Consider the following 25,905-nt stretch of genomic DNA (forward strand, 5'->3'; position numbering starts at 1 on the left):
TTCCGTCACCTATACTTCTTCCCACCCATCATTTTGCGGGTCATACTTGGCAAACTCTCCTGAATCAGTAAATTCTGAAGCAACCATTCTCGTTTCAAAGATTGAATTTCTATTCCAGCCGGTATTAAAATAAACCCCATTGGATGTTAATAATACCATTCCATAATCTTCATCATCATGGTTAAAATGAAGCTCCTGATCCGTTTCCGAAGTCAGGTTGTATCCATATTGCAGAAGCCTTTCCTTCAGGTCTTTAAATTGTTGGTCAGTAAATGGAACCAGATTTTCATCCGTTTCAAAAAAATCATCAAGATCTAGTTTTTGTTCCCGTTCTTTGGTTTCAATTCTGAATATTTGAATATTGTAACTCATTTCGATTTTTTTTAATTAAATAATTTACGCACAGGTATTCTTTTCAAATAAAATAAAAATTCACCAGAGTTGAACTATTTGCTCCCTCCTTTAATTAAAAATTACAATGAATAGCCCTCAATTTTATTATATTTGAATTTAATGCCGGATGTAATATGTTTGAATTTCACCAACGTTTTAAATAAAAATCATGATATACCCAACATATAAATTCACTCCCTTTTTAAGCCTCATTTTAATTTGCGGTATCATGGTCTGTAAAGCACAGGTTGTCCCATTTTACAAGGTTTCTCCTTTTGAAGATGACGATTATTTTACAAAGACGGTTTTTCCTTTCAACCCTGCTTTTATGAAGAGCAATAAAGTAAAAAGCATACTGCTTAAAAGTGATGAAGAAACCGGCACCAGGTATCTCTATAATTTCAACCCAAATGGATTTATAGAGAGTATGACAACCTTACGTTATAATAAAGAAAAAACAGATACCGCCTTTTATACCAGATATTATTATAATACAAACGGATTGATTGGTAAAAAAGCAAGAATAGATTATCGGAATGGCATCGTCACAATCAACAGCTATCAATACGATAATAAAAACAAAATTAATACTATCAGAATCTTTTCATTAAACTCTCAAATGCCCAACAGATCGCAGCATAATGATTGGCAGGGAGAGCCTGTTCCCGGTGTAGATAAAATGATTCTGAAGGGCTCTTTACCTAATGATAATCTTTGGAAAAAAATGATGGCTGAAAATGCATTTTCTTCCTGGCAATACCGCTATTACACCGAAGATAAATTTGAGGCAGAAGAGCGTACGGAATATTTTAATTTTCAAAAAAATAGTGAAAATTCGGATTTCTGTCATCAAAAAAAAACATATTATTATTTGAATGGACATCCCGCAGGCTTATTTCTTCATAACGGCTGTGAACCCAAGAAAACACCTTCGGAAATATATCAATTCAAAGAGGGTCTTTTGTCCCAACTGACTGAGGTTCCATCCAGCTCTGACTCTAAAACAGAAAAATACACTTATACTACTGATAAGAATCTGATTCTTTTGGAAGATCTATGGGGTGGACAAAAAGTAAGTGAGCTAGAGATGATCTACGATGAAAAAGGCTTTCTAACCTCAATAGAACGAAAATCCAAAGATATGAACATGATTCAATACTTTCAGGACCGCAATCTAAAGATCTCCTATAACTTTTACTAAATCAGCAGACATAAGAATTAAATTGTCTGAAAGATCAGGAAAGTGGTGTTTTCCTTTCCAAATTCTAATTCAACAAACATTTATCCAATAAAAATATTCATTTTACCTTCAGAATATCAGCAACATGAAAAATAGGTTAATGTGTATTTTTTGTAGGCCTTTTATTACATATTCTTTTCATAGCAATTAAATATTCCTTTCCGGAAACAGACTGTTCCAACAAGTTCATATCCCTTTTTTAGATAAACAATATTAGCAGTCTCATTCAAAGAGAAAGCATCAAATCTGATAGATTGATAGTGATTATTTATAGCAAATTCTTCTGCAAAACGAATCATCTTGCTTGATATTCCTTTTCCCTGTGCTGTAGGCTTTACATATAAACGATGGATAATAAGAGAAGGAGTCTGTGTTTTCCAGTTAAGATCATTGTATTCTTCATCACATAATTCATTCAGTGCCATATAAGCCAATACTTCCCCATGATCAATAAAAACAAAACCTTCACCTCTTTCAATATCATCTATAAGTATCTTTGCATTGGGATATTCCTGATCCAACATGTACTTTTTCACTTCTTCAAGAGCCTGAGTGGCCTGAAGAGTATCATCATCAATTGCTTTTCTAATCATAGTTAACATTTTTAATATTTTCGAGATATGAGAATATGCTTTTTATTTAGAATTTTTAAGCTGTAAAGCTCTTTGATAAGAAGACTGGTTGGCAATCTTTTCTTCTGCTTCATTAATGGCTGCTAGCAAGTTATTCTGATTATCAGAAATATCTCCTAATACTTGTGCCATCAGTTCCCATACTGGTTTCATTTTTCCAATAAGTTCCTGTCCTTTAAGGGTAAGCTTAAATAATCTTTTACGTTCATCCTGCTTATCTTTTTCCCATTGTATCAGTTCCAATTTTTCAAGTTCTTTAAGTAAAGTAATTGTAGATGGATGGGTATACCCAATTTCATTGGCAATTTCAACTACACTTACCACTTCTTTTTTATAGATCGTAAAGATTACCGGAAACCATTTGAGTTCAAAATCAATTCCAAAGGCTTTATAGATTAGGGCTCCATCTTTTCTCAGCTGTTCACTAAGACGGCGCAACCTTGTAGATAAGGCAAGAATTCCTGCTTCGTTGATAACATTCATGTTCAGTCTATATGTATGTGGTAAAAAATATCATCGGCACTCATTAATGGAAAACGTTCCGGAAGGTTTTCTTTTTTGATCTTCACAAAATCATTTCTTTCATAAAAACGTTGAGCTGCTTTCAATACAGATATAGTTCCTAAATATATATCATCAATTTTGTTTTCACGGCAGAAAGCAATTAAGATCTCGAGTAAGATCTGGGCAATATTCAGTTCCTTTCCTCTGAATTCTTTTTTAACGAACATCTTTCTTATCGCTCCTGCTTTTTCATCGAATTTTACCAACGCAATAGATCCTACTAGCTCACCCTCTATAAAAGCTCCCCAGAAATTTCCACCTGCTTCATGATAAAAACTTTCAATCTGCTTCAGATCCGGCTGGTCATCTACCGTAATCGGAATATTGAACTCTTGTTGCTGAATTGTCAAAATCAGGTCAATGGCCTGCTCTGAATAAGCATTTCCTATGGGTTCTATCTGTAATTTCATAGTGTTTGATTTTTAAGGTATAAAACTACGTAGTTAAATACATATATACAAATGGAAATTTATTTTTATAACAAATTTAACGGAAATTAAAAGGAGGCTGGGAGCTGGAGGATGGAAGTTGTATTTGTTCTTTTTACCAATGAAGGTTGAAGAAACCAATAAGCCATCACAACTAACAGAATATTTTGTTATTCCAATTCGAAAAGCATTTTTCTATTATTTTGTAAGCTTATTAAAATAAAAAACGTATGCCATTACTGACACACGTTTATATTATTTACTGCAAATAGCTTTTCTACTTCCAGCCTCCGCCTAGAGCCTGATACAGCTCAACGGCAGCCTTCATTTTGTTATATCTTGCATTGGATATATTAAGTTCAGCATTCAATGAATTTACACTGGCATTTAGAACTTCAAGATAATTGGCCATCCCGTAGTTAACCAATTCCTGAGAATAATCTACTGATTTTTTGTAGGCATCCAGTTCTTTTTGTTTTAACTCAATAAATGAATCCTGAACAGAGAACACCCTGATCGCGTCAGAAACTTCTTTTCCTGCAGTAAGAACTGTTTTTCTGAAGTTCAGATATGCGGTCTCCTGATTAGCAAGACTCACATCATAGTTGGTCTTGATAGTTCTTTTGTTCAGAATAGGCTGTGCCAATCCTGCCACCACATTTGCAAACAATGAGTTTACGTTGAACAGGTGATCGATATCTACAGACTGAAGTCCGCCTGTTCCTGTAAGCTTCAATGTTGGGTAAAACTGAGCTTTTGCAACATTGGTCAACTCAAATGCATTCATTAAGCTGTACTCTGCTCTCATGACATCCGGACGGTTAGCCAGCAATTGAGCAGGATATCCCAGCTTCAGATCAATGGGAAGGTTCTGCCCTTCCAATGTAGACCTTTCGATGGTATGTGATGGTTCTCCCATCAAAAGACTCATGGTATTTTCAAGCAATTGAATCTGAGTATCGATATCAATCAATAACGATTTTGCATTGAAAACAAGTGCTTCACTTTGTTGTACTGCAACTTCTGTAAGGCTTCCGGAAGATTTTAATGCCTTTGTTGTTTCCAGGTTCTTCTCACGAATAGCAATTGTTTCCGTAATGATCTTTTTCTGAGCATCAAATGTCAGTAACTGGTAATATGCAGAAGCAATGGAAGAAACAAGACTGCTTTTTACTGCTTTATGAGCAGCAACCGTTCCAAAATATGCAGCGATCTGTGCTTTTTCCTGCGCTTTCATTTTCCCCCAGATATCTGCTTCCCAACCTAAGGTAGCAGTAATATCAAACTGATTGACATATCTTCTTTCTCCAATGATCTGCCCAAACTGAGTATTGATAGACTGGGTCTGGAAAGTATAATTAGGTCCAACTGAAAGCGTTGGAGCGTACGCCGCCTTACTTTGCTTAAGATAGGCATCTGCAGAATTGATACTCTGTAAAGCAATCCTAATATCCAGATTATTATCTAAAGCTTTTGAAATATGTCCCTGAAGTATCGGATCTGTGAAGATTTCTTTCCATGAAACATTCGCAATACTGGTACTGTCTGAAGGAAGCATATCTGTACGGAAAAGCTTTTCGTCAACAACGTTCTTCGGCCTTTCGTATTCCTTTCTGGCCATGCAGGACGTGATGGCTCCCAGCATAATCGCTGAGAAAGTTATTCCTTTTATGATGTTTATTAAACTTTTCATTATTTGAAATTTAAAAGTTTAAGGTTTCCGGTTTCAGTATTAACTTTAACTCCAAAACCTTAAACTAAATTAATTTACTCTGCTAAATTGATATCTTCTTTTTTAATAGGCTTAATTTTCTCCTGTATGCTTTCAAAAATCACATACAATACCGGAATTACAAAAAGTCCTAAAATAGTACCTATCAACAATCCTATGGCTGCTCCAGTTGCAATGGATCTGTTCCCTACAGCTCCAATTCCACTTGCCAGCACTAATGGTAACAGACCGAAGATAAAGGCAAATGAAGTCATCAGAATGGGTCTTACTCTCGCTTTTGCTGCATTGATGGCAGACATTACAATTGTTTCACCATGATGTCTTCTCTGGACTGCAAATTCAACAATAAGGATCGCATTTTTCGCCAACAATCCGACGAGCATGATCAGGGCAATCTGGAAATAAATATTATTCTCCAAGCCCATAATCTTCTGTCCGAAGTAAGCCCCCATTACTCCAAGAGGAAGAGAGATAACAACGATAAGCGGAAGGATATAACTTTCATACTGTGCAGAAAGGATAAAGTAAACAAAGACTAAACTTAGCCCGAAAATCAGAAGGGTCTGAGATCCTGAATTTAATTCTTCTCTGGTTAACCCGGTAAATTCTACTGAGTAGTTTTGATTCAGGGTTTCATGGGCTACCTGCTGTACTGCAGCAATAGCATCCCCGGAGCTGTATCCATCAGAGTTGGCTCCTGTCACCTTCACTGAAGTAAATAGGTTATAACGGCTTACAGATTGTGGTCCATAAGCTTTTTTTAAGGTTACAAACTGTGAAATCGGAGACATTATTCCAGAACCGGTTCTTATATAGAGCTGGTTCAGATTTTCGATGCTCTTTCTGTTTTCAGGAAGTGCCTGAACCATTACTCTGAACTGTTTTCCATACTTGGTAAAGTCAGCCGTATAAACACCTCCAATATACCCTTGCATTGTAGCAAGAATGTCATTTACAGAAACTCCAAGCTGCTTGCTCAGAGGAACGTTAATTTCCATCTGGTACTGAGGATATTTTGTATTGAATGAAGTCTGTGCAAACTGAATTTCCGGTCTTTCCATCAATTTTCCGATGAATTCATTGGTTTTATTATCCAGGTCAACATATTCTCCACCTGATTTATCCAGTAATACCATTTCAAAACCTGCACTGCTACCAAATCCCGGTACACTTGGCGGTTGAAAGAATACTACTTTAGCATCGGGAACAGCTCCTACGATTCCAAATAGTTTTTTGGTGATATCTTCAGACGTCTGGCCGTCTTTTTTTCTTTCTTCGAATGGTTTCAGTTTCACAAAGGCAAGACCATTGTTACTTCCGTTTCCGGATAAGAATCCTCTACCGGTGGATATCGTTACATTCTGCACTCCCGGAACTTTCATTGCTTTAGCCTGAAGTGTTTTCAATGCGTTATACGTTCTTTCCATAGAAGCACCCGGAGGAAGCTGAACATCGGTAAAGATAATTCCTCTGTCTTCTGTAGGTACAAACCCTTTTTTCATACTGCTGCTTGCCCAGAATAAGATACCTCCTGTAATGGCGAAAATAACAAGGGTTACCCATTTATGTCTCAACAGGAATACAAATCCTCTTCCGTAACGCTCAGTTGTTGTTTTAAAGGCAATATTAAACTTATAGAAAAACTTCTGCAACAGGTTAAGGTTCTTATACTCTGCATGATGCTCTGCATGAGGTTTTAGGAATAATGAACATAAAACAGGACTCAACGTTAATGCATTAATAGCAGAAATGATGATCGCGATGATCAGCGTAATCCCAAACTGTTGATAGAATACCCCTGTAGGACCTGTAATAAATGTCACTGGGATAAATACTGCTGCCATTACCAAAGTAATAGAAATAATAGCCCCTGTAATCTCATCCATCGCCTCCACTGTTGCTTTTTTAGCATCTGAAATACCATGCTCCATCTTCGCATGAACAGCCTCGACGACGACAATGGCGTCATCCACCACAATACCAATCGCCAGTACCAATGCAAATAAGGTTAACAGGTTTAATGAATATCCAAATAAATTCAGGAAGAAGAATGCCCCTACAATGGATACCGGAACCGCAATGGCCGGAATCAGAGTAGATCTGAAGTCCTGAAGGAAAATATATACAACAATAAATACCAGAATGAAAGCTTCAATCAGCGTATGTACTACCTTTTCAATAGAAGCTTCTAGGAATTCGTTGGTATCAAAGTTGAAAGTATATTTAATCCCTTTAGGGAAGGTACCTTCTGCTGATTTCAGATATGTTTTGATATTTTTAATAATCTCCTGCGCATTGGAACCCGGCGTCTGGAAGATCCCCATACTGATAGAAGGATTGTTTCCATTCTCTCCGACCCCTGTATAAGACTGACCTGCCAATTCTACTTTAGCAACGTCTTTCAGCATAAGATTTTGCCCGCTTGCCAGAGATTTGATGATGATATTATCGTACTGTTCTTTATCGTTGAATTTACCTACATATTTGATGATATATTCAAAAGAACTTCCACTGTTCTGACCAATAGAACCTGCTGCTGCTTCTCTACTCTGCTCATTAATAGCATTGGTAACATCCGTAGGAGTTACCCCGTAGGCAGCCATTTTTGCAGGATCCAGCCAGATTCTCATGGAATAGTTTTTACCTCCGAAAACGTTGGCATCCCCTACACCATTTACCCTTTTCAGGTTTGGAATAATATTGATATTCAGAAAGTTCTGAAGATACACATCATCAAGATCTTTATTTTCAGAATAGAAAGACATATACATCAGGGCGCTGGTCTGCTGCTTCTGTGTTACAACTCCTGAACGTGTCACTTCGGATGGCAGCAAAGGAGTAGCTCTGGCCACACGGTTTTGTACGTTTACCGCTGCAATATCCGGATCTATTCCTTGTTTAAAGAAAACCTGGATCTGGGCAGAACCATCATTTCCTGCAGAGGAAGTGATATAATCCATTCCTTCCACCCCGTTGATCTGCTCTTCCAAAGGAACTACCACACTTTTCATTACAGTTTCCGCATTGGCCCCTGTATAGTTTGCAGAAACGCTTACTGTGGGTGGCGCAATATCCGGATACTGTGTAACCGGTAACGAGATCAGCCCTAGCACACCGAGAATCACAATCAAAATTGAGATTACGGTAGATAAAACCGGTCTGTTAATAAAGTTTTTTATCATTAGAATTTCGGTTTTATTGATTGAACAAGACTATCCATTTTGATTGGTTTCGGCTTCACTGCTGTTCCTGGTTTTAATCCTCCGATACCTGCTGCGACAACTCTTTCACCTTTATTAACTCCTGATTTGATAAGCGCTAAATTGTCGATTCTGTCAATAACATTGACAACAACGTTTCTCGCTGTATCTCCTTTTTCAATTTTGTATACATATACAATACCTTGTTGCTCATAAGTAGCACTTTCAGGAACTACAAGAACATTATCATAACTCTGAGGGAATCTGATGGTTCCACTGTTACCATTGCTTAATAATTTTTGAGCATTGGTGAAGGCTACTCTGAACTGAATGGTTCCCGTGGTAGGATCAATCTGACCGGTAATGGCTTCAATTCTTCCTTTTTCAGGATAAAGACTTCCGTTGGCTAACTGGAGTTCAACCATTGGTAAGTTTTTGATTTTCTCAGGCATAGAAGCACCTGGAGATTTTTCAAGGAAATCAAAATACTCTTTTTCATTCATCGCAAAGTAAGCAAAGATTTCAGAAGTATCAGAAATTGTTGTTAGAGGGGTCTGATCAGATGGTCCTACCAAACTTCCCACTTTTAATGGAAGTCTTCCAACAACCCCTGAAATAGGTGCACGAATAATGGAATATTCAATATTTGCTTCTACCCCTTTATAATTGGCTTCAGCCTGTCTTTTGGCAGCATGTGCCTGCTGTAACTGTGCCTGAGCCTGAGCTAACTGTGCCTGGGCAGACTGTAACTGTACATTACTGATAATGTTTTTCTGAACCAGAGGTTTCAGTTTATTTACTTCTACCTGTGCAGCATTTACAGATGCCTGTGCAGCGGCAATACTGGATTCAGCAGCTCCGATTCCGGCTTTGGAAGCTGCAGCATTTTCGGTAAGGATATTGGTCTCCAGACGGAACAAAGGCTGTCCTTTGGTAACATACTGTCCTTCATCTACCAATAACTGGGTAATATATCCCTGTATTTTAGCACGTACATCATTGTTTACTCTACCTTGAATGGTAGCCGGAAACGTCTGATAACCTACTATATTTTTTGACTCCACAGAAACAACAGGGTACGGCTTGGCACCATCCTGTTTCGGAGCTTCTTTTTTGCAGGCTGTGAGAGAAAGCGCTGCAATTGAAAGTATAACTAGCTTATTATTCATTTTATAGTTTATTAAGAGATTCCTGAATATTTTCTATGTTTTTATTTAAGAGTGCTTTGTAAACTTCTATTCTTTCGTTGTATCCATCGTCTTTACTTTTTTTAAAATTGTTTAAATCATCTAATAGTCTTAATTCGTCCTGCATTTTTTGGACAATTTTCTCAAATCTGATTTTCTTATATTCATCATTGATGAAAAAATACCGTTTCCGTTCATCCATCTTACTATGATCTACAATAAGCTGAGCATTGAGCAGTAGTGAAATACTTGTAGAAACAGAACTTTTGCTCGCAGAGAGCACTTCCACAAACTCGTCAAAAGTAATTCCTACTTTCTCATAATCGAAAAGAAGGTAGGAATAGATTTTTGAAGCTAAAGGGGGTAAGCTGAACACAGTGCCATAAAACTTTACGGCATCCTGAAAAATTTTTTCATCAATTTCTATACTTTGGTGCATAATATAAAAATTTTAACAAAAGTAAAAATTAGTTCAGAACCAAACGAACAAAGCTGATAGAGATTATAAATACACAGCGTTTTAAAAATTCAATGAAACTTGATTTAACTTTTGGCTTAAATTATAATCTTCTCGTAAGCTTTCCTTAATCCATCTGCCAAAACCACTTCACCACAATAAGAATATCCTTTGCTTTCAAGAATTTTCAGCATGGCTATATTATCATAGTTGGTATCTACCTTAATACTCTGAATTCCATTATCTCTGGTAAAATCTTCAATATGATCGAAAAGTTTTTTAGTCATCCCCTGGCCTGCAAATTTTTCATCAATCGCTACACGATGTACAACGACAAACTCTCCATTACTTAACCAGGCTCCTTCAATTTTACTATATGCCGGCTCATCATTAAGGAGCAAAGCAGCATATACTGCAATTTCCCCATCTACGGTAAGCACATATCCGAACCCTTTCGCAATATCACTTTCTACTGTTCCAAGATTAGGATAGCCATTCTGCCACTGTGTACTTCCATCCTGTCTTCTTCTTTCAATGGATTGCTGGATGATTTCCCAAATAATGTCTCTGTCTTCAATTTCCGATTTTCTTAGTTTGATTTCTGGATTCATGTTGTTGATTTTGATTAAAAAATATAGAGTTTAAAAGACTGAAATCAGAATCATTTATCTTTTTTACTGTGAGCTAAAGTCTGATTTTTTTGACACAAAGGTTTTATTTATGAAGCCTAAGATTTTAAGTAAGCAAAGGTTGCGACTTCGTCGTTGAAGAAGTGGTTGGCTATGCGAACACTTAATCAGAATGAATTTTATTGATCCGTCTTTGCTTCCTTAAAAATATAATATAGAGTTACTAAAACTTTGTGTTAAATTTAAATCAGACCAATATAAACTCCTGTTTATCCGGACTTTAGTTCTTCTTTATAATAATGATTTTTTAAGTCACCTTTTAAACATTTAATTTTAAAATATTTAATGATTTGTTTAATTAAAAAACCGAAAATTAATTAAGTATTAATTTTCGGTTTGAAGTAGTAAAATTTAAAATTATGAAATTGTTTTATTAATTTTCACTTTGTTGAAGATATGCATCAATAATCTCAAATGCTTTCTTCTCATCTTCCAGATCCACCATTACCTTTAGCGATGTTGCAGTAGGTGTTGTGGTAAATGTAAGATAGTTGTTTTCAACGGTGTTTGTAATTTGTGCATCATCCAATTTAGATTTAACCAACTGAATTTCTGAAGGGTTATCACTTTCATAAACTGATACTCTCGTACTTCTTTCCATATATTCTAATTGTTTGAGTATCTAAATGTACAATGTTTTTTTGAAAATTACAAATCTTTGTTTTTAAATTTTGTTAATATTATTTTCAATTTTGTCAAGTGCCAGTTGGATTTCTTCTTTGGTAACATTCAGATGCGGTCTGAAACGTAAAGACTGATCTCCACACGGAAGAATGATCAATCCGTCATTGAAAAGTTCGTTCATCATCTTGTTTCTGTCTGATCCGGATGGAAGATCAATAGCACACATCAGCCCTTTACCTCTTGCATTGGAAATCTTTGAAGGATACTTATCTGCCATTGCTTTTAAGCTCTCTAATAGGAAATCTCCTACAACTCTTGCATTTTCAACAAGATTCTCTTTTTCAATAACTTCCATTACCAGTTGGAAACGAAGCATATCGATAAAGTTACCCCCAAATGTAGAATTGATTCTTGAGCTTTCTCTGAAAACGTTGTTTGGAACTTCATCAAATTTTTCTTTGTTAGCCAATACTCCACAAACCTGGGCTTTTTTACCAAAAGAAATGATATCAGGCTTAGCTGTAAAGTGTTGGAATGCCCACATTTTACCTGTAATAGCAATACCTGTCTGAACTTCGTCAAAAATAAGTAAGATTTCATTGTCATCACAGATTTTTCTTAAGTCTAGTAAGAATTCATCTCTGAAATGGTTGTCACCACCTTCTGCCTGGATAGGCTCAATGATGATACAAGCTACTTTATCAGGGTTCATCAGAATAGCTTCTTCAATCTGAACTAATGCTAACTGCTCGTTCTTGATTGTTTCTGCCAGATTCTCTTCTGTAATCGGGAATGATAATTTTGGATTTAAAATTCTTGGCCATTTAAACATTGGGAAATATTGATATTTCCTAGGATCTGAAGTATTTGTCAAGCTTAAAGTATACCCACTTCTTCCGTGGAAAGCCTGCTTGAAATGAATACAGATTCCTGCTTCAGTCTCAAGTCCTTTTTCGAAGTTTTTGCGTGTTTTCCAGTCGAAACAAGCTTTCAATGCATTTTCAACACCTAAAGTTCCCCCTTCAATAAAGAAAGCATACTGTAATTCTTCTGGAATAACCACTCTTTCAAATACTTCTAAAAAGTGAGCATATTCTTCTGAATAAACGTCTGCCAATGTTGGTTTGTTGACAGCCATTCTTCCCAACCATTCTGATCTTTCTACAAGATACGGATGGTTGTACCCGATGGAAGCGGATGCAAACATAGAGAACATATCCAGGTATTCTCTGTCTGTAAGTTTATCATAAAGCCATGATCCGTGAGATTTTTCAATATCCATCACGAAATCGAAACCGTCTGCCAACACGTGTTTTCCAACTGTTTCTTTTACTTTATTTGCTTGTATATCTAATGTGTGTTCCATAATAAATTGTTGTGTGATTTAATAAATGAATGATTAAACGATCAAAGGCTGAGCATTTAATCATTCAGGTTATTAAGTTTTTATTGTTTTTTTTGATGCTTTAAGTAAAGCTTTTATAAATCAAATTTAATCCCTTGTGCTAAAGGAAGTTGTGCAGTATAATTTATAGTATTGGTTTGTCTTCTCATATAATACTTCCATGCATCTGATCCTGATTCTCTTCCACCTCCGGTTTCTTTTTCACCACCGAAAGCTCCTCCGATTTCAGCACCTGAAGTACCAATATTAACGTTCGCAATACCACAATCTGAACCTGCATGAGAAAGGAATAATTCTGCTTCTCTAAGGTTTTGAGTCATGATGGCAGAAGATAGTCCCTGTGGAACATCATTCTGAATAGCAATTGCCTCTTCTAATGTTTTGTATTTGATTAAGTATAAAATCGGTGCAAAAGTTTCGTGCTGAACAATCTCATAAGAGTTTTTCACTTCAGCAACACAAGGCTTCACATAGCATCCTGATTCATAATCTTTTCCTGAAAGAACACCGCCTTCAACAACAAATTTTCCACCTTCTTTTTTACATTTCTTGATAGATTCTTCGTATTGGTTTACAGCATCAACATCAATTAGCGGTCCTACATGGTTATTCTCATCCAATGGATTTCCGATTTTCAGCTGACCATAAGCTTTTACCAATCTTGTTTTCACTTCATCATATACATCTTCGTGGATAATCAGTCTTCTTGTAGAAGTACATCTTTGTCCTGCAGTTCCCACAGCTCCGAAAACAGCTCCAATAATGGACATATTGAGATCTGCTTCTTTAGTAATGATAATTGCGTTGTTTCCTCCTAATTCAAGGATAGATTTCCCGAATCTTTCTGCTACTTTAGAAGAAACCATTCTTCCTACTCTTGTAGACCCTGTGAAAGATACCAAAGCAACTCTCTTATCATCTACCAGTTTTTGTCCGATTTCATGGTCAGCTACCAATACACTTGAAATTCCTTCTGAAAGATTGTTTTCTTTCAAAACTTCGTTCATAATATTCTGACATGCAATGGCACAAAGTGGAGTTTTTTCTGATGGCTTCCAGATCGTAACATTACCACAGATCCAAGCTAATGCTGTGTTCCAGGACCAAACTGCTACCGGGAAGTTGAATGCAGTGATGATTCCTACTACCCCAAGCGGATGGTATTGTTCATACATTCTGTGGCCAGGTCTTTCGGAATGCATTGTATATCCCTGAAGCTGTCTTGAAAGACCTACTGCAAAATCACAGATATCAATCATTTCCTGTACTTCTCCAAGCCCTTCCTGCAAAGATTTACCCATTTCATAGGAAACCAGTTTTCCAAGATCGTCTTTATATTCTCTTAATTTTAATCCAAGCTGTCTTACGATCTCTCCTCTTTTAGGAGCCGGGATCAGCCTGAATTCCTGAAATGCCTTCTGAGCCGTTTCAATTACTTTGTCATAATCACTTTCTCCGGAAGTCTTTACTTTTGCAATTAATTTCCCGTCTGCAGGAGATACGCTTTCTATCGTCTTTCCTGAAGCGAAATATTTCCCGCCCACTGAAGTACCTTTATTTTCTTCTTTAATACCAAGGTTTTTGAGTGTTTTTTCGATTCCGAAATCCTTTACTTTTTTTGACATAAAATCTTACTTTTCGTTCTCTCTAAAGATAAAAATATTATGCGAACCTCAAAACTTTAATTTTTTAATATGTTATTTATTTGGACTAATTATAAACATGCTTATCTTTGTAGGGTAATCTTTTTGACAGTCACCAATGGAAAATTCACAAGAAAATAACTCAAAGTTTAAAAAGTGGTTCAAGCGCATGGGATGGGCAGGGTTTGCTTTTTTTACCATTAAAGGCTTGATTTGGCTCATAATCTTCTACTTTGGAGCAGACACACTTCAGAGTTGTATAAAATAAAAAAGCAGAGAAAAATTTTCTCTGCTTTCTTTTTGTAGAATATGTATTCAAACTTATTCTTTGACTATTTTAACAGTCCTCACTTCATTTTTTGTTTTAATTTTAACAATATATGTAGCAGGAAGCAGTTCAGAAAAGCTAATTTTTAACTGAAAACTATTCACATCAGCATAGTCTTTAATCTTTTTACCACTCATTTCATATACTTCAACTCCTTCCATTTTTGAATCTAAAGAGATATTAAGTATATCTCTTACCGGGTTAGGATAAAAAGCAATGATATCATTTTTCTTAGGCAAATCTGATGTAGCAAGTACAGATTCTGCACAGTATCCTGGAATAATTGCCAAAGGATAGTGCTTTCCGCTTGAGAAGTTGCTTCCAAATTCATTACAACACTGATCTCCTGTTACCCACATGGTATTGTCATTTTTCTCAGCATATGTTGCAGCATACCCTGGGTAGATGTTTTTCCAGTCAGAATCCAAACCAATCCTGATCGGAGTTTTATAATTCAAAGTTCCATGATATCCTCCTAATTCTGACAACCCATTTGATCCCCATCCCCATAGAGTATTATCATATTTCAAAGCAACAATCTGATAACCACCAGCTTTGATAGTTTTCCAATTATTATCGGTACCTACCTGAGTTGGGGTATAAATCTGAGCACCCCATCCACCATTTCCCATTTGGCCACCATAGTTATCTCCCCAAGCCCAAATAGTATTATCATTTTTTATTCCAAAAGAACTTTTATATCCTACGGATATATCTCTCCAATTTGTATCTGTACCAATCTGAATAGGAGTTTTTACAAACGTATTTCCAGCACCTACCTGCCCTGATGCATTGAGACCCCATCCCCAAATACTTCCATTATTTTTAAGAGCAATTGTATGGCTGCCACCACCTGAAAGTTTCTTCCAATCCGTATCTGTACCAACCCTAGTCGGTACGGAAACTTCAGTCTTAGTTCCTAATCCCAAGCCATAATTACCATTGCTTCCCCAGGACCAAAGCTCACCGTTTGTTTTAATAGCAAAAGAAGAATATTCACTGGTCATTACAAAACTCCAATCGCTGTCTGTCCCAATTTGTACAGGAACAGGTTGGTTCACATTTGTTCCATTACCTATTTGTTTGTAGTTATTTAATCCCCAAGCCCAAAGAGTACCATCAGATTTAATAGCTAATGTATGATGCCTTCCCAATGAAAAATTCTTCCAGGTAGATGAAGTGATCTGGGTTGGGGAAGATGTTTGTAGATTATTTCCAAGTGCCCCATACCCCACTTCTCCCCATGTCCATAGTGTACCATCAGTTTTTATACCTGCTGTATACCTTCCAGTTTTAGAAGGACTGAATTCTTTAAAGCATTGTGATGAAGATAACTGCCCAAGAATGACAGTTAGGGTTATTAGTGTTTTTTTCAAAATATTTTTTTTGCAAAGATAAGTTTATAGAGTCAATATTTTGAAACACTTTGGATAATTACCGAAATTAAAGGCTTTTCTAAGATATTTTTCAAAAAAAAATAAAAAATCCGCCCTACAAAAAAACATGAAGACGGATTTTTAATTTCAAGCCGGTTATTTATAACTTATTCTTTCTTTTTTCTCCCGGAGTTAACAAGGCTTTGATGCAGGAGATATTCAATCTGACCATTCACACTTCTGAATTCATCATTGGCCCATTTTTCAACGAGCTTATAGGTAGACTCATCCATTCTTAAGACAAAGGATTTCTTGCCTTTGTTTTCCGAAGTGTTCTGAGCTTTTTCTGATTTCATTTATTCTTGTTTTTAATGCAAGATGCATGGGTTATATTCCAGACTCATCGTTTCTTTATAAATCTGGAATTTATTCATTGTTACTAATTATACAGTGTACCTGCATTCAATATTGGGGTTGCTGCTTTTTCACCACAAAGAACCACCATCAGGTTGCTTACCATCGCCGCTTTTCTTTCATCATCAAGCTCAACAATATTGTCTTCTGAAAGCTTTTTCAACGCAAGATCTACCATTCCGACAGCTCCTTCCACGATCTTCGTTCTGGCTGCTACAATAGCAGTAGCCTGCTGTCTCTGAAGCATAGCTCCGGCAATCTCAGAGGCATATGCCAAGTGTGAAATTCTTGCCTCCTGAATCACAATTCCTGCTTTTGAAAGACGGTCTGTAAGTTCCTGTTCCAAAATAGAATTGATTTTATCACCTCCTTCTCTTAAAGTAATAGGTGCATGGTCATCTTCTAAATTATCATAAGGAAAGCTCATCGCCAAATGACGCACTGCTGCTTCACTCTGCATTCTTACAAAATCAGAATAACGTTCAACATCAAAAGCAGCTTTATAAGTATCTCCTACCTTCCATACCATTACCACAGCAATTTCGATAGGATTCCCCATCTTATCATTTACTTTCAGAGTCTGCCCCTGTAAGTTTTCTGAACGTAATGACATTTTCTGAGAGGAGTACAATGGATTGATAAAAAACAATCCATTATCTTTTACTGTTCCCACGTACTTTCCAAAGAAGTTTAATACTCTTGAATGGTTAGGCTGAATAATCATTAACCCTTTTAAGAAAAAGCATGAAAGCAGGAAGCAAAGCATTGCTAGGACAACAAATGTAATACTCTGATCTACTCCACTGATAAAGAAGTACAGTGCAGCAACAAAGAGTACCAGACAGATTACTAATGTAATATAACCCGACATGGGTTTTAATGTTTTTTCCATGATTGAATTTTTAATTTGATATTATTTTGATATCATAAAGTTAGCAGTAAATTTTGGATTCTGAATGATAAATTTTCGTTTTTTTTTGATGAGCGTGAGATCCAATGCTCAAGGTATAAAGTACACCATTATAATTTTTTTACAATTATGAACCGAGAGCAAAAAATATAAAAGCTAAGCTCGCAAGTTTTTTTCAAAGTCTATAATGAAAAGGTGCAAAGGCGTTTCACTCAGTTAAGGACGCTTTTTGCTGAACGAAGTGCCGTTATGATCGAAAAACTAGCCACATTATATATTTAACCTTGCAAACATCGCGTTAAAATAAATCTTTAAAGTATTTTCATTATCTACATAAAAGAACAGTTATACTTCCATCTTTTATGCAAAAAAATCCCGGAAAGTAACTTCCGGGATTTTGAATAATATGTTGAAAAAAATTACTTCTTCGTTAAAACTTTAAACTTGAAATAAGATACAGCTGCTAAAGTAATCATTGTTGCGATTCCGATGTATACCCAAGCCGGTACTGGTACCGGATCACCTGCTGCATAAGAGTGAAGTCCGCTCAGGTAGTAATTTACTCCAAAATAGGTCATTACCATTGAACAGAAAGCAAACATAGTTGCTACGTGGAATGCCCATCTGCTTCTTAATCCTGGAACTAATCTCATGTGCAATACAAAAGCGTATACCATAATGGAAATGAAAGCCCAGGTTTCTTTCGGGTCCCAGCTCCAGTATCTTCCCCATGATTCGTTAGCCCAGATTCCTCCAAGGAAGTTTCCTACCGTTAAGGCAAAAAGACCTACTGTTAATGACATTTCAGAAACAATTACAAGCTCTTTCAATGTAGTATCGTGGTGAATTTTATATGTTTCTTTGTTTGAAATGATATAGAATACCAAAGATAGTACGGCGATAATCATCGACAGGGCAAAGAATCCATAACTTGATGTGATAATTGCTACGTGAACAATCAACCAGTAAGATTTCAGTACCGGAACAAGTGGTGTAATCTGTGGATCAAGGGCTGAACCTCCGTGTGCAAACCCCATCATGATAACAGCAACCATAAATCCGGATGCAGGAATCAATGCATTAGCATTTCTATAAAGTACTAAACCTGCTGTAATCCCAACCCACGAGATAAAAATAATAGCTTCATATCCGTTACTCCAAGGAGCGTGCCCTGAAATATACCATCTTGCTACAAGACCTAAGAAATGGAATAAATACCCAATTAAACCAATTGCAATAATTACTTTAATTACTTTGTTTAATACTTTATTCGGTTTGAATAATTCTACAAATCCAAGCAGTAAAAGAAGTCCACCGATGATGGTATAGAAAATCAATAGTTTAAAATTGATATCCGCAGTATTCATAAATACTTCAAGGTCTACTTTGGATTGATCAGGAATTACTGCTTTCCCCCATTTCTTCTGATAGTCTGAAAGTTTTACCAATTCAGCATCTGCTTTACTCCAATCACCGGATCTTTGAGATCCGATTACTTGTGAAAAATAAGGTCCCATTACCTGCTGAGATTCCATGTCCGGTTCAAATTTCTGATCCAGCCAAGAATGCCAAGTGTGATTCGCATCATTTTTCACAGGAACAATTCTTAAGAACTGACCACTGAAAAATTCATTGAAAATCTGAACTCTTTCATTAAGTTTAATTACCTGCTTATCGTATTCAGACTGGTCTCCCGGTTTCTTGGCAAAAGCTGTATTATAGTCTCCCTCCAGAATATAGGTTAACATTCCTGTTCTCTTATCTACCGGGAATAAATTCAATAGAGAAGTATATCCTTCTTCATTTGCTTTTGTTTTTTCAAGAAGTGCTTTTCCTCCTTTTTCATCAACCTTGATTAAAGGAACTGATGTCCAGCTTTCTGTATCTGTATTGATAGATAGGAACCATTGGTTAGCATCCAGAGACTTCCCGTCTGTTCCTTTGAAATGATCACGCTTATAAAGTTTTCTTAAAACCTCTAAAGCCTGCGTGTTCATTGGAATGATCCTTCCTTCGAAGTTCTGAACCAAAAGGTAACCGAATTTCTCTGCGTGTTCTTTGCTGATCTTATTTTTACCAATGATTTCATCAGCTGAAATGGTTCTCATTTTCCCCATTGGAGAAGCTAATGAGTTTTGTCTTATCTCGCTATCCTGAGAGGTTTGAGTTTGAGTTTGAGCTTGAGGAGCAGGTGCCGCATGCGTATGCCCATCACCTTCTACGTGTACATGTTCTCTGCTTCCGTCAGTAGTTCCATGCGTTTCGATTTTTTGAGCATTCAACCCAAAGCTTAAGAATAATAAAAGTACTGCTGCTGCTTTCTTCTTATTAACGTCTTTCAGCATTTTATTTAATTTCCAGAAGTGTGTTCCTTTCCAGAAGAAGATCACAAACATTCCTAAGAATAATAATCCATACCCGATATAAGAAACTAAAGTTCCCCAAAAATCGTGGTTTACAGATAATACTGTTCCCATTCTGTCCGGGTCAAAGCTTGACTGGAAGAAACGGTATCCTTTATAGTTTAGAACGTGGTTCATATAGATTTTATAAGGCGTTTCTTTTCCTTCGTCTACAATTTTGATGTGACTTTCATAAGCACTTGGAGAACTACTTCCCGGATATGTTTCCATTACGAAATCATCCAGTTTCAAGGCAAATGGCGTGTTGTACACTTTTGGACCGTATCCAACCATGATGTTCAATCCGTCCATCGTGATTTGCTTATAAGCATTTGGATTTCCTCTTTCTACAGAAAGATCAACCAATTGCTTTGTTTTTGGACCTTGAAGCTCGATCTGAAGCATATCAGGAACACTAGCGTCCTTCTTTCTATCACCTTCAATAGCCATCAGTTTACCCTTTTTAAGACCTTCAGGTACTACAAGTTTTAGTTCATTGATGCTATATAAACTTCTCAATACTAAAGGTTGAAACACATCTTTTGCAGTATTTCCGGTAGCCTGCGTTGCCATAGTCATATAGCTTGCATCCACCGGAGTCTTGATGAATAATTTACCACCTTCATTTTTGAATTCAACAGCTCCGTCAATGGGTCTGTTAAAGGTTACCAAAGTTCCGTTAATGGATTTTGTATCACCGGCTTTGATATAGATGTTCTGTCTTCCGGTTTTTCCTGTTGAAACCAGGTGAAGATATTCAGTTCCGTTAGGTTCAGCCAGTAAGCTGTCTTTTTTTCTTTGAATATATTCTTTTGCAAAGATCTTCACTTCTTTTCCGTGGAAATCGTAAGTGGCATTAAGATCTTTGTGAAGTGGAGACATCAAATAAGGAATATCCTGATAGTTAAGGACATCTCCTTTTTCCTCGATCTGGATTTTAAGGAAGTTTTTATCCGTTACAATTTCATTGGATGTTTCCCCTTCTCTGATGTGCATTTGCCCCTCAAAACTGATATATCTTGTGATGGCACCACCAATAAAAATGAAAATAAAGGCAAGGTGAAAAACCAAAACCGGCCATTTATCCTTTTTCCACAGTCTGTATCTTCCGATATTCCCTATGAAGTTAACGATAAGCAGCACCATAATGAGTTCAAACCATTTCGCCTCATAAATTAATGCTTTTGCTGTAGGAGTTCCGTAGTCGTTTTCTAAGAACGTTGCATAGGCCATTGCGAATGCGTACACCAGTAACAATACAGCCATTGTCCTGGTTGAGATAATAATATCCTGGAGCTTCTTCATGATTTATATATACTTGACATGCAAAAATAAGGATGATAAACCATAAAGAGCTGAAAAAAAGCTGTTTTTTGTCATTTTGATCGCTGTTTTCGTTATTTTGAACCATTCTTAATAAGATTGGAGTTATTATGAAAAAATCAATTTTTAAAACCGAAAAAATACAGATTCATAATGCCTATATCAGCGATTGAAGACTTCTATTTATGAGTCTTCATTTTTAAGAAAAATCAGGACAAGCAATAAAGTATATCTTTTTTGACTCACAATGATTCTGAACTGATTTTTTGAGTTAAAAAATCAGTTCATTTAGCTTTTTAGGAAAGGTTAATTCAAAATGTGTAACCTTAGAGATAACAAATCGTTGATAGACAGTATCTTTAAATAATCACTTGTCTATTTTTCCAGAGATATTCTTTTCCTGATTTTGCTTAAAAACTCGTGGGTGATCCCAAGGTAAGATGCCACTTGTTGCTGGGTAAGCTTTTGTTCTAAGCCTGGATATTTCTGTAAAAATTCAAGATACCGTTTATCTGCCGTTTTACCTGTTAAAGAAAGAATTCTTCTCTGAAGCGCTACAGACGACTGCTGATTCATGATTCTGAAAAGCTTTTCTATTTGCGGCATTGTTTCATAAAGATGTTCCTTATCTTTCTTTGAGATCATCAATACCTTACTGTCCATAAGGGCTTCGATATTCAAAATACTTGGAACATCATTAATCAGACTATCAACATCAGTAATCCACCATCCTTCTACAGCAAAATAAAGAGTCTGTTCAAATCCGCTTTCGTTCAGGTAATAGATTTTAAAACATCCATCCAGAACGAAGCCTTCAAAGAGACAGTAATCACCTTCCCTCAAAACCACTTCCTTTTTTTTGAAATTTTTCAACTGGAAAGGAGCAGAAAAATAACTGAATTCTTCCTCTGAAAGATGAATATACCGGCTGATATTTTTATAAAGCAGATTGAACATGATCATATTTAACAAAAATAAAGATACCAATATTACTGATATCTTTATTCATTCATAAAGCAGACAAGCGTTATTTTCCTTTTACAAAATCCTGTGTATTAACAATACGGGCGTAAAGGTTGTCCAATGCAGATATACCTGCCAGAAAAGACCTTTGAATATCTGCAGCGTTTACAACCTGACCATAAAGCTCCCTGTCTCTTGTAGCAGTAGCATCACCAATAATGATATTGTTGAAACCCAAATCAAAAGATGCTCTAGTTGTAGATTCTACACAGACGTCTGTCATCATCCCTGCAATAACCAGATTTTCAATTTTTTCAGACTGCAGATATTTCAACAGATCAGTATCTCTGAAACTATTTGGAAAATGTTTTTCAATCACTTTCTCACCAATCGAAGGGGAAACCAATGCATGTATTTCTGCTCCTGAGGTTCCCGGTAAAAAGAAAGTAGCGCCTTCGTTTGTTGAAATATGACGAATATGAATAACGGGAAGATCGTTTTTCCTGAAATATTCCAAAACCTGTTGAGCGTTTTTACCAGCTTGTTCAGCTCCTTCCAATGTCATTTTTCCTCCTGGAAAGTAATCGTTTTGTACGTCGATAATTAATAATGCAGTGTTTTCCATTTTTCTTTTTTGTTGTGCGTTCATTGATATCAGTGATAATAGAGCCAGACATAAAGTCAGCGTGCTTTTCAATAGATTTTTCATTGCTTAAATTTTATATGACAAAATTATCAGTCCTAAAGCTTCTAACCTTTGAACTAGTTCAAAAAAACTCACTGGTTACAAAATAAAAACCGAAGGAAGGCCCTCCGGTTTCAAATTTATTTTATTTCCAATAACTCCATTTCAACCCATCAAATACAGCTATAGTTTTACTCACTATATCATAGGTTCCTGATAGTTGCCAAGTCGCTAAGAGGGGTTGAATATAGAAATTAATGAAAAGTGAAAAATTGATACCGTTAACTTTTCTTCATCTACAACACCTGTTAAAGCAATGAAATAATAGGTTCTAAAAAGTACTTAATTTTATGCAGATTACGAATATATGAAATACTTTTTTCAATTTAAGATGACATCATGGCTTAAATAATCAATGTTTTTTGCAGAATTTAAAGTTATGCTCCACGTTTTTTTGAAAAATTATAAAGAAATACAGATCAATTAATATAATTTAACAGCTCTGTATTTGGATTAACAAAAAAAATAACCCTATTTTTATTTCAGACAATATTTATAACACAAAATATTTTTTAATCAACTTTAAATAATAGTATTAAAAAGTGGGCATTACAAAATGTTTTTTGAAGAAAAAAGATTCTTTTTAGTATTGAAAAAACATTAAATTTGCCACATTGATATTTATGGATAAAAAGACACAAAAAAAACCGACTGAATCGCCTGAAAAAGGCAGAATTTTATCTAAGCCACGCATATTTTTCGGGCTTACTTTTATACTGTTCTCCGCTGTACTCGCTTTATCATTCATTTCCTATTTAATGAACTGGAAAGCAGACCAAAGCCAGGCAGGAACTATGCTGGACAAGAGTATAAAATCTTCAAACATTTTCGGTAAAGCCGGAGATTGGTTTGGAAATATTTTCATATTTGAAAGCATTGGGATAGCTTCATTCATTATAGCATTTTTATTTCTTGTTGTGGGAACTATGATCCTTAAAAAGAAGATGTTTAAGCCATGGAAAACGATTGGCCATTCCCTGTTTTTCATTTGTTGGGTGCCTATCTTTATGGGTGCACTTACCAAAGGACAAGGAGTTTTGGGAGGCGTTTATGGATACCAGATTATGGATTACCTAAATGCCATTATCGGATCTGTAGGTCTATGGACTGTATTGGCGGCCAGCATCCTGTTATATTTCATTCTTGAATTTAATCTTCGCCCAAGTTCAATCAAGGCAAAACTGACTAAGATTAATGAAAATACCATCGAAAAAGTAAGATCCATGATGCCAGATTCTGATGAGGACTTTAAAGCTGATGAAGAATTAAAAGAAGAAGAAGGAGACGAAACTGAAATTGAGGAAGCAGAAGCTCCTAATGTTACAGTAAGTGATATTACAAATAATAATCCGATCAGTAAAGTTAAAGAGCCTGTAAATGTACCAAAAGGTTTCCCGGAAATTCAGCCGGCAAGTTCTATAGAAACAATTACAACTCCTAATCATACTTCATTTGATAATGAACCTAAGGAAGTTTCTGAGCCTGTCAGCTTAAACCTTTCTACAAAACCGACAATTCCGGTTTCAAGCCCGGAGGATGCTTTTGACATCACACCTTCTATTCCTGTTCCTGCTCCGGTATCAGTAGTTCCTGTAACACCTGTTCCAGCAGAAAACATTAAGTTTAATGTAGAGGTAGCCCCAGTAATTGATATTTTGGATGATTCTGACAAAAAATCTCAGGAGCTGGTAGAAAAACATGGTTTATATGACCACAAATTGGATCTTCCTAATTTCCAGATGCCACCTGTTGAACTACTGAAAGATTACGGGAACGAAGAAATTTCTATCAACAAGGAAGAATTAGAAGAAAATAAAAACAAAATCGTTGGACTTCTGAAGAACTTCAACGTAGGAATTGCAGAGATCAAGGCAACTATTGGACCCACTGTTACTTTATACGAAATTGTACCGGAAGCAGGAATCCGTGTAGCGGCTATTAAAAAACTACAGGATGATATTGCATTGAACCTTTCTGCTTTGGGAATCAGAATTATTGCTCCGATGCCAGGAAAAGGAACAATTGGGATTGAAGTACCAAGAAAAAATCCTACTATGGTTTCTATGCGTTCTGTTATTGGGTCTCATAAATTCCAGAATACAGACATGGATCTTCCGGTGGTTTTCGGAAAGACGATTTCCAACGAGATCTTTATGGCTGACCTTTCAAAAATGCCTCACTTACTGATGGCAGGAGCAACAGGGCAGGGTAAATCTGTCGGGATTAATGCTATCCTTACTTCCCTACTCTACAAGAAGCACCCAAGCGAACTGAAATTCGTAATGGTTGACCCTAAAAAAGTGGAACTTTCTTTATATTCAAAAATAGAAAGACATTATCTGGCAAAATTACCAGATGCAGAAGAAGCTATCATCACGGATACCAATAAAGTAATCAATACCCTGAACTCTCTTTGTATTGAAATGGACACCAGATACGACTTGCTTAAAAATGCTTTCTGTAAAAACCTGAAAGAATACAACAAGAAGTTCACAGAAAGAAAATTAAACCCTGAAAACGGACACCGTTTCCTTCCTTATATCGTATTAGTAGTAGATGAGTTTGCAGATTTGATCATGACCGCTGGAAAGGAGGTGGAATTACCAATTGCGAGATTGGCACAGCTTGCCAGAGCCGTAGGAATTCACCTTATTGTTGCTACACAGAGACCATCTGTAAACGTAATTACGGGTATGATCAAGGCCAACTTCCCTGCAAGAGCTGCCTTCAGAGTAATCTCAAGTGTGGATTCAAGAACGATCCTTGATTCTCCGGGAGCAGATCAATTGATTGGTAAAGGAGATATGCTTTACTTCAATGGTAATGAAATCTTAAGACTTCAGTGTGCTTTTGTAGATACTCCGGAAGTAGAAAGACTTGCAGAATTCATTGGAGAACAGAAAGGATATTCATCTGCCTTACTTCTGCCGGAATATGTTTCAGAAGATGCTAACAGTTCTTCTGTAGGCTCTTTTGACCCTAATGAAAAGGATGCATTATTTGAAGAAGCTGCAAGAATCATTGTTTCTACCCAACAGGGATCTACTTCAATGCTTCAGAGACAATTGAAACTGGGCTACAACAGGGCCGGAAGAATTATGGATCAACTGGAGGCAAGTGGTATCGTAGGAGGCTTTAACGGAGCTAAAGCAAGAGAAGTTCTTATTAGTGATCTTCATTCTTTGGAACAGTTTTTGGAAGATCTGCGTAGTTAAAGGGAAAAAAGCAAAAAGCTTTACCCTTGAAAATT

Annotated in this window: 20 protein-coding genes; 2 read left to right on the plus strand and 18 right to left on the minus strand. The window is 36.3% G+C overall.

Annotated features, from left to right (window positions below; translation table 11 throughout):
• Positions 1-9: 9 nt before the first annotated feature.
• A complete protein-coding gene (locus DRF65_RS02920) occupies positions 10-372 on the minus strand; it encodes a hypothetical protein (RefSeq protein ID WP_115968761.1) in 363 nt (120 codons plus the stop codon).
• Positions 373-622: 250 nt separating this feature from the next.
• On the opposite strand from DRF65_RS02920, the gene DRF65_RS02925 reads away from it, so the two are divergent.
• A complete protein-coding gene (locus DRF65_RS02925) occupies positions 623-1,594 on the plus strand; it encodes a hypothetical protein (protein ID WP_115968762.1) in 972 nt (323 codons plus the stop codon).
• Between the two features lie 164 nt (positions 1,595-1,758).
• Here DRF65_RS02925 and DRF65_RS02930 read toward each other — a convergent pair whose 3' ends face one another.
• The 17 genes from DRF65_RS02930 to DRF65_RS03015 all read right to left on the minus strand — a co-directional run bounded on the left by DRF65_RS02930 (position 1,759) and on the right by DRF65_RS03015 (position 22,619).
• Positions 1,759-2,226 carry a GNAT family N-acetyltransferase gene (locus tag DRF65_RS02930; protein ID WP_115968763.1) on the minus strand — a complete coding sequence of 156 codons (468 nt, stop codon included), beginning with the start codon at positions 2,224-2,226 and terminating at the stop codon, positions 1,759-1,761.
• A gap of 42 nt (positions 2,227-2,268) precedes the next feature.
• Positions 2,269-2,748 (minus strand): MarR family winged helix-turn-helix transcriptional regulator, encoded by a 480-nt coding sequence (locus DRF65_RS02935; protein ID WP_115968764.1) that lies wholly within the window; start codon positions 2,746-2,748, stop codon positions 2,269-2,271.
• A 2-nt stretch (positions 2,749-2,750) separates the two neighbouring features.
• Entirely contained in the window at positions 2,751-3,239 is a 489-nt protein-coding gene (locus tag DRF65_RS02940) for a GNAT family N-acetyltransferase (protein WP_115968765.1), read from the minus strand.
• A 295-nt stretch (positions 3,240-3,534) separates the two neighbouring features.
• Positions 3,535-4,950: an efflux transporter outer membrane subunit gene (locus tag DRF65_RS02945; protein ID WP_115968766.1), complete on the minus strand. Its 1,416-nt coding sequence runs from the start codon at positions 4,948-4,950 to the stop codon at positions 3,535-3,537.
• A gap of 74 nt (positions 4,951-5,024) precedes the next feature.
• Positions 5,025-8,171 carry an efflux RND transporter permease subunit gene (locus DRF65_RS02950; RefSeq protein WP_115968767.1) on the minus strand — a complete coding sequence of 1,049 codons (3,147 nt, stop codon included), beginning with the start codon at positions 8,169-8,171 and terminating at the stop codon, positions 5,025-5,027.
• Entirely contained in the window at positions 8,171-9,358 is a 1,188-nt protein-coding gene (locus DRF65_RS02955; protein WP_115968768.1) for an efflux RND transporter periplasmic adaptor subunit, read from the minus strand. The genes DRF65_RS02950 and DRF65_RS02955 overlap by 1 nt, the downstream gene beginning before the upstream one ends.
• A 1-nt stretch (position 9,359) precedes the next feature.
• On the minus strand, positions 9,360-9,815 hold the full coding sequence (locus tag DRF65_RS02960) for a transcriptional regulator (protein ID WP_115968769.1): 456 nt from the start codon (positions 9,813-9,815) through the stop codon (positions 9,360-9,362).
• 116 nt (positions 9,816-9,931) lie between these two features.
• The gene (locus DRF65_RS02965) at positions 9,932-10,444 is read right to left on the minus strand and encodes a GNAT family N-acetyltransferase (RefSeq protein WP_115968770.1); all 513 of its coding nucleotides are present in this window, start codon (positions 10,442-10,444) and stop codon (positions 9,932-9,934) included.
• 451 nt (positions 10,445-10,895) lie between these two features.
• Positions 10,896-11,123, minus strand: coding sequence for a DUF2007 domain-containing protein (locus DRF65_RS02970; protein WP_106915805.1), 228 nt, complete (start codon positions 11,121-11,123; stop codon positions 10,896-10,898).
• A 63-nt stretch (positions 11,124-11,186) separates the two neighbouring features.
• The gene (gene lat, locus DRF65_RS02975; protein WP_115968771.1) at positions 11,187-12,512 is read right to left on the minus strand and encodes an L-lysine 6-transaminase; all 1,326 of its coding nucleotides are present in this window, start codon (positions 12,510-12,512) and stop codon (positions 11,187-11,189) included.
• A gap of 113 nt (positions 12,513-12,625) precedes the next feature.
• Positions 12,626-14,176: an L-piperidine-6-carboxylate dehydrogenase gene (gene amaB, locus DRF65_RS02980; protein ID WP_115968772.1), complete on the minus strand. Its 1,551-nt coding sequence runs from the start codon at positions 14,174-14,176 to the stop codon at positions 12,626-12,628.
• Positions 14,177-14,515: 339 nt separating this feature from the next.
• Positions 14,516-15,898 (minus strand): T9SS type A sorting domain-containing protein, encoded by a 1,383-nt coding sequence (locus tag DRF65_RS02990; RefSeq protein ID WP_115968774.1) that lies wholly within the window; start codon positions 15,896-15,898, stop codon positions 14,516-14,518.
• A gap of 167 nt (positions 15,899-16,065) precedes the next feature.
• Entirely contained in the window at positions 16,066-16,254 is a 189-nt protein-coding gene (locus DRF65_RS02995; protein ID WP_115968775.1) for an Arc family DNA-binding protein, read from the minus strand.
• 83 nt (positions 16,255-16,337) lie between these two features.
• Positions 16,338-17,204, minus strand: a complete 867-nt coding sequence (locus tag DRF65_RS03000; RefSeq protein WP_115968776.1) for an SPFH domain-containing protein — start codon at positions 17,202-17,204, stop codon at positions 16,338-16,340.
• Between the two features lie 437 nt (positions 17,205-17,641).
• On the minus strand, positions 17,642-20,929 hold the full coding sequence (gene ccsA / locus DRF65_RS03005; RefSeq protein WP_115968777.1) for a cytochrome c biogenesis protein CcsA: 3,288 nt from the start codon (positions 20,927-20,929) through the stop codon (positions 17,642-17,644).
• A gap of 393 nt (positions 20,930-21,322) precedes the next feature.
• The gene (locus DRF65_RS03010; RefSeq protein ID WP_115968778.1) at positions 21,323-21,904 is read right to left on the minus strand and encodes a Crp/Fnr family transcriptional regulator; all 582 of its coding nucleotides are present in this window, start codon (positions 21,902-21,904) and stop codon (positions 21,323-21,325) included.
• A 70-nt stretch (positions 21,905-21,974) separates the two neighbouring features.
• Positions 21,975-22,619 (minus strand): cysteine hydrolase family protein, encoded by a 645-nt coding sequence (locus DRF65_RS03015; protein WP_115968779.1) that lies wholly within the window; start codon positions 22,617-22,619, stop codon positions 21,975-21,977.
• 659 nt (positions 22,620-23,278) lie between these two features.
• On the opposite strand from DRF65_RS03015, the gene DRF65_RS03020 reads away from it, so the two are divergent.
• Positions 23,279-25,870: an FtsK/SpoIIIE family DNA translocase gene (locus tag DRF65_RS03020; RefSeq protein ID WP_115968780.1), complete on the plus strand. Its 2,592-nt coding sequence runs from the start codon at positions 23,279-23,281 to the stop codon at positions 25,868-25,870.
• The last annotated feature ends 35 nt before the right edge of the window (positions 25,871-25,905 follow it).

This window comes from Chryseobacterium pennae (genome assembly GCF_003385515.1).
GTDB classification, from domain to species: domain Bacteria; phylum Bacteroidota; class Bacteroidia; order Flavobacteriales; family Weeksellaceae; genus Chryseobacterium; species Chryseobacterium pennae.

Bases quoted from the DNA above. Each gene is read 5' to 3' on its own strand.
- DRF65_RS02920 (WP_115968761.1), bottom strand. From the start codon at position 372: ATGAGTTACAATATTCAAATATTCAGAATTGAAACCAAAGAACGGGAA.
- DRF65_RS02925 (WP_115968762.1), top strand. From the start codon at position 623: ATGGTCTGTAAAGCACAGGTTGTCCCATTTTACAAGGTTTCTCCTTTT.
- DRF65_RS02930 (WP_115968763.1), bottom strand. From the start codon at position 2,226: ATGATTAGAAAAGCAATTGATGATGATACTCTTCAGGCCACTCAGGCT.
- DRF65_RS02935 (WP_115968764.1), bottom strand. From the start codon at position 2,748: ATGAATGTTATCAACGAAGCAGGAATTCTTGCCTTATCTACAAGGTTG.
- DRF65_RS02940 (WP_115968765.1), bottom strand. From the start codon at position 3,239: ATGAAATTACAGATAGAACCCATAGGAAATGCTTATTCAGAGCAGGCC.
- DRF65_RS02945 (WP_115968766.1), bottom strand. From the start codon at position 4,950: ATGAAAAGTTTAATAAACATCATAAAAGGAATAACTTTCTCAGCGATT.
- DRF65_RS02950 (WP_115968767.1), bottom strand. From the start codon at position 8,171: ATGATAAAAAACTTTATTAACAGACCGGTTTTATCTACCGTAATCTCA.
- DRF65_RS02955 (WP_115968768.1), bottom strand. From the start codon at position 9,358: ATGAATAATAAGCTAGTTATACTTTCAATTGCAGCGCTTTCTCTCACA.
- DRF65_RS02960 (WP_115968769.1), bottom strand. From the start codon at position 9,815: ATGCACCAAAGTATAGAAATTGATGAAAAAATTTTTCAGGATGCCGTA.
- DRF65_RS02965 (WP_115968770.1), bottom strand. From the start codon at position 10,444: ATGAATCCAGAAATCAAACTAAGAAAATCGGAAATTGAAGACAGAGAC.
- DRF65_RS02970 (WP_106915805.1), bottom strand. From the start codon at position 11,123: ATGGAAAGAAGTACGAGAGTATCAGTTTATGAAAGTGATAACCCTTCA.
- lat (WP_115968771.1), bottom strand. From the start codon at position 12,512: ATGGAACACACATTAGATATACAAGCAAATAAAGTAAAAGAAACAGTT.
- amaB (WP_115968772.1), bottom strand. From the start codon at position 14,176: ATGTCAAAAAAAGTAAAGGATTTCGGAATCGAAAAAACACTCAAAAAC.
- DRF65_RS02995 (WP_115968775.1), bottom strand. From the start codon at position 16,254: ATGAAATCAGAAAAAGCTCAGAACACTTCGGAAAACAAAGGCAAGAAA.
- DRF65_RS03000 (WP_115968776.1), bottom strand. From the start codon at position 17,204: ATGGAAAAAACATTAAAACCCATGTCGGGTTATATTACATTAGTAATC.
- ccsA (WP_115968777.1), bottom strand. From the start codon at position 20,929: ATGAAGAAGCTCCAGGATATTATTATCTCAACCAGGACAATGGCTGTA.
- DRF65_RS03010 (WP_115968778.1), bottom strand. From the start codon at position 21,904: ATGTTCAATCTGCTTTATAAAAATATCAGCCGGTATATTCATCTTTCA.
- DRF65_RS03015 (WP_115968779.1), bottom strand. From the start codon at position 22,619: ATGAAAAATCTATTGAAAAGCACGCTGACTTTATGTCTGGCTCTATTA.
- DRF65_RS03020 (WP_115968780.1), top strand. From the start codon at position 23,279: ATGGATAAAAAGACACAAAAAAAACCGACTGAATCGCCTGAAAAAGGC.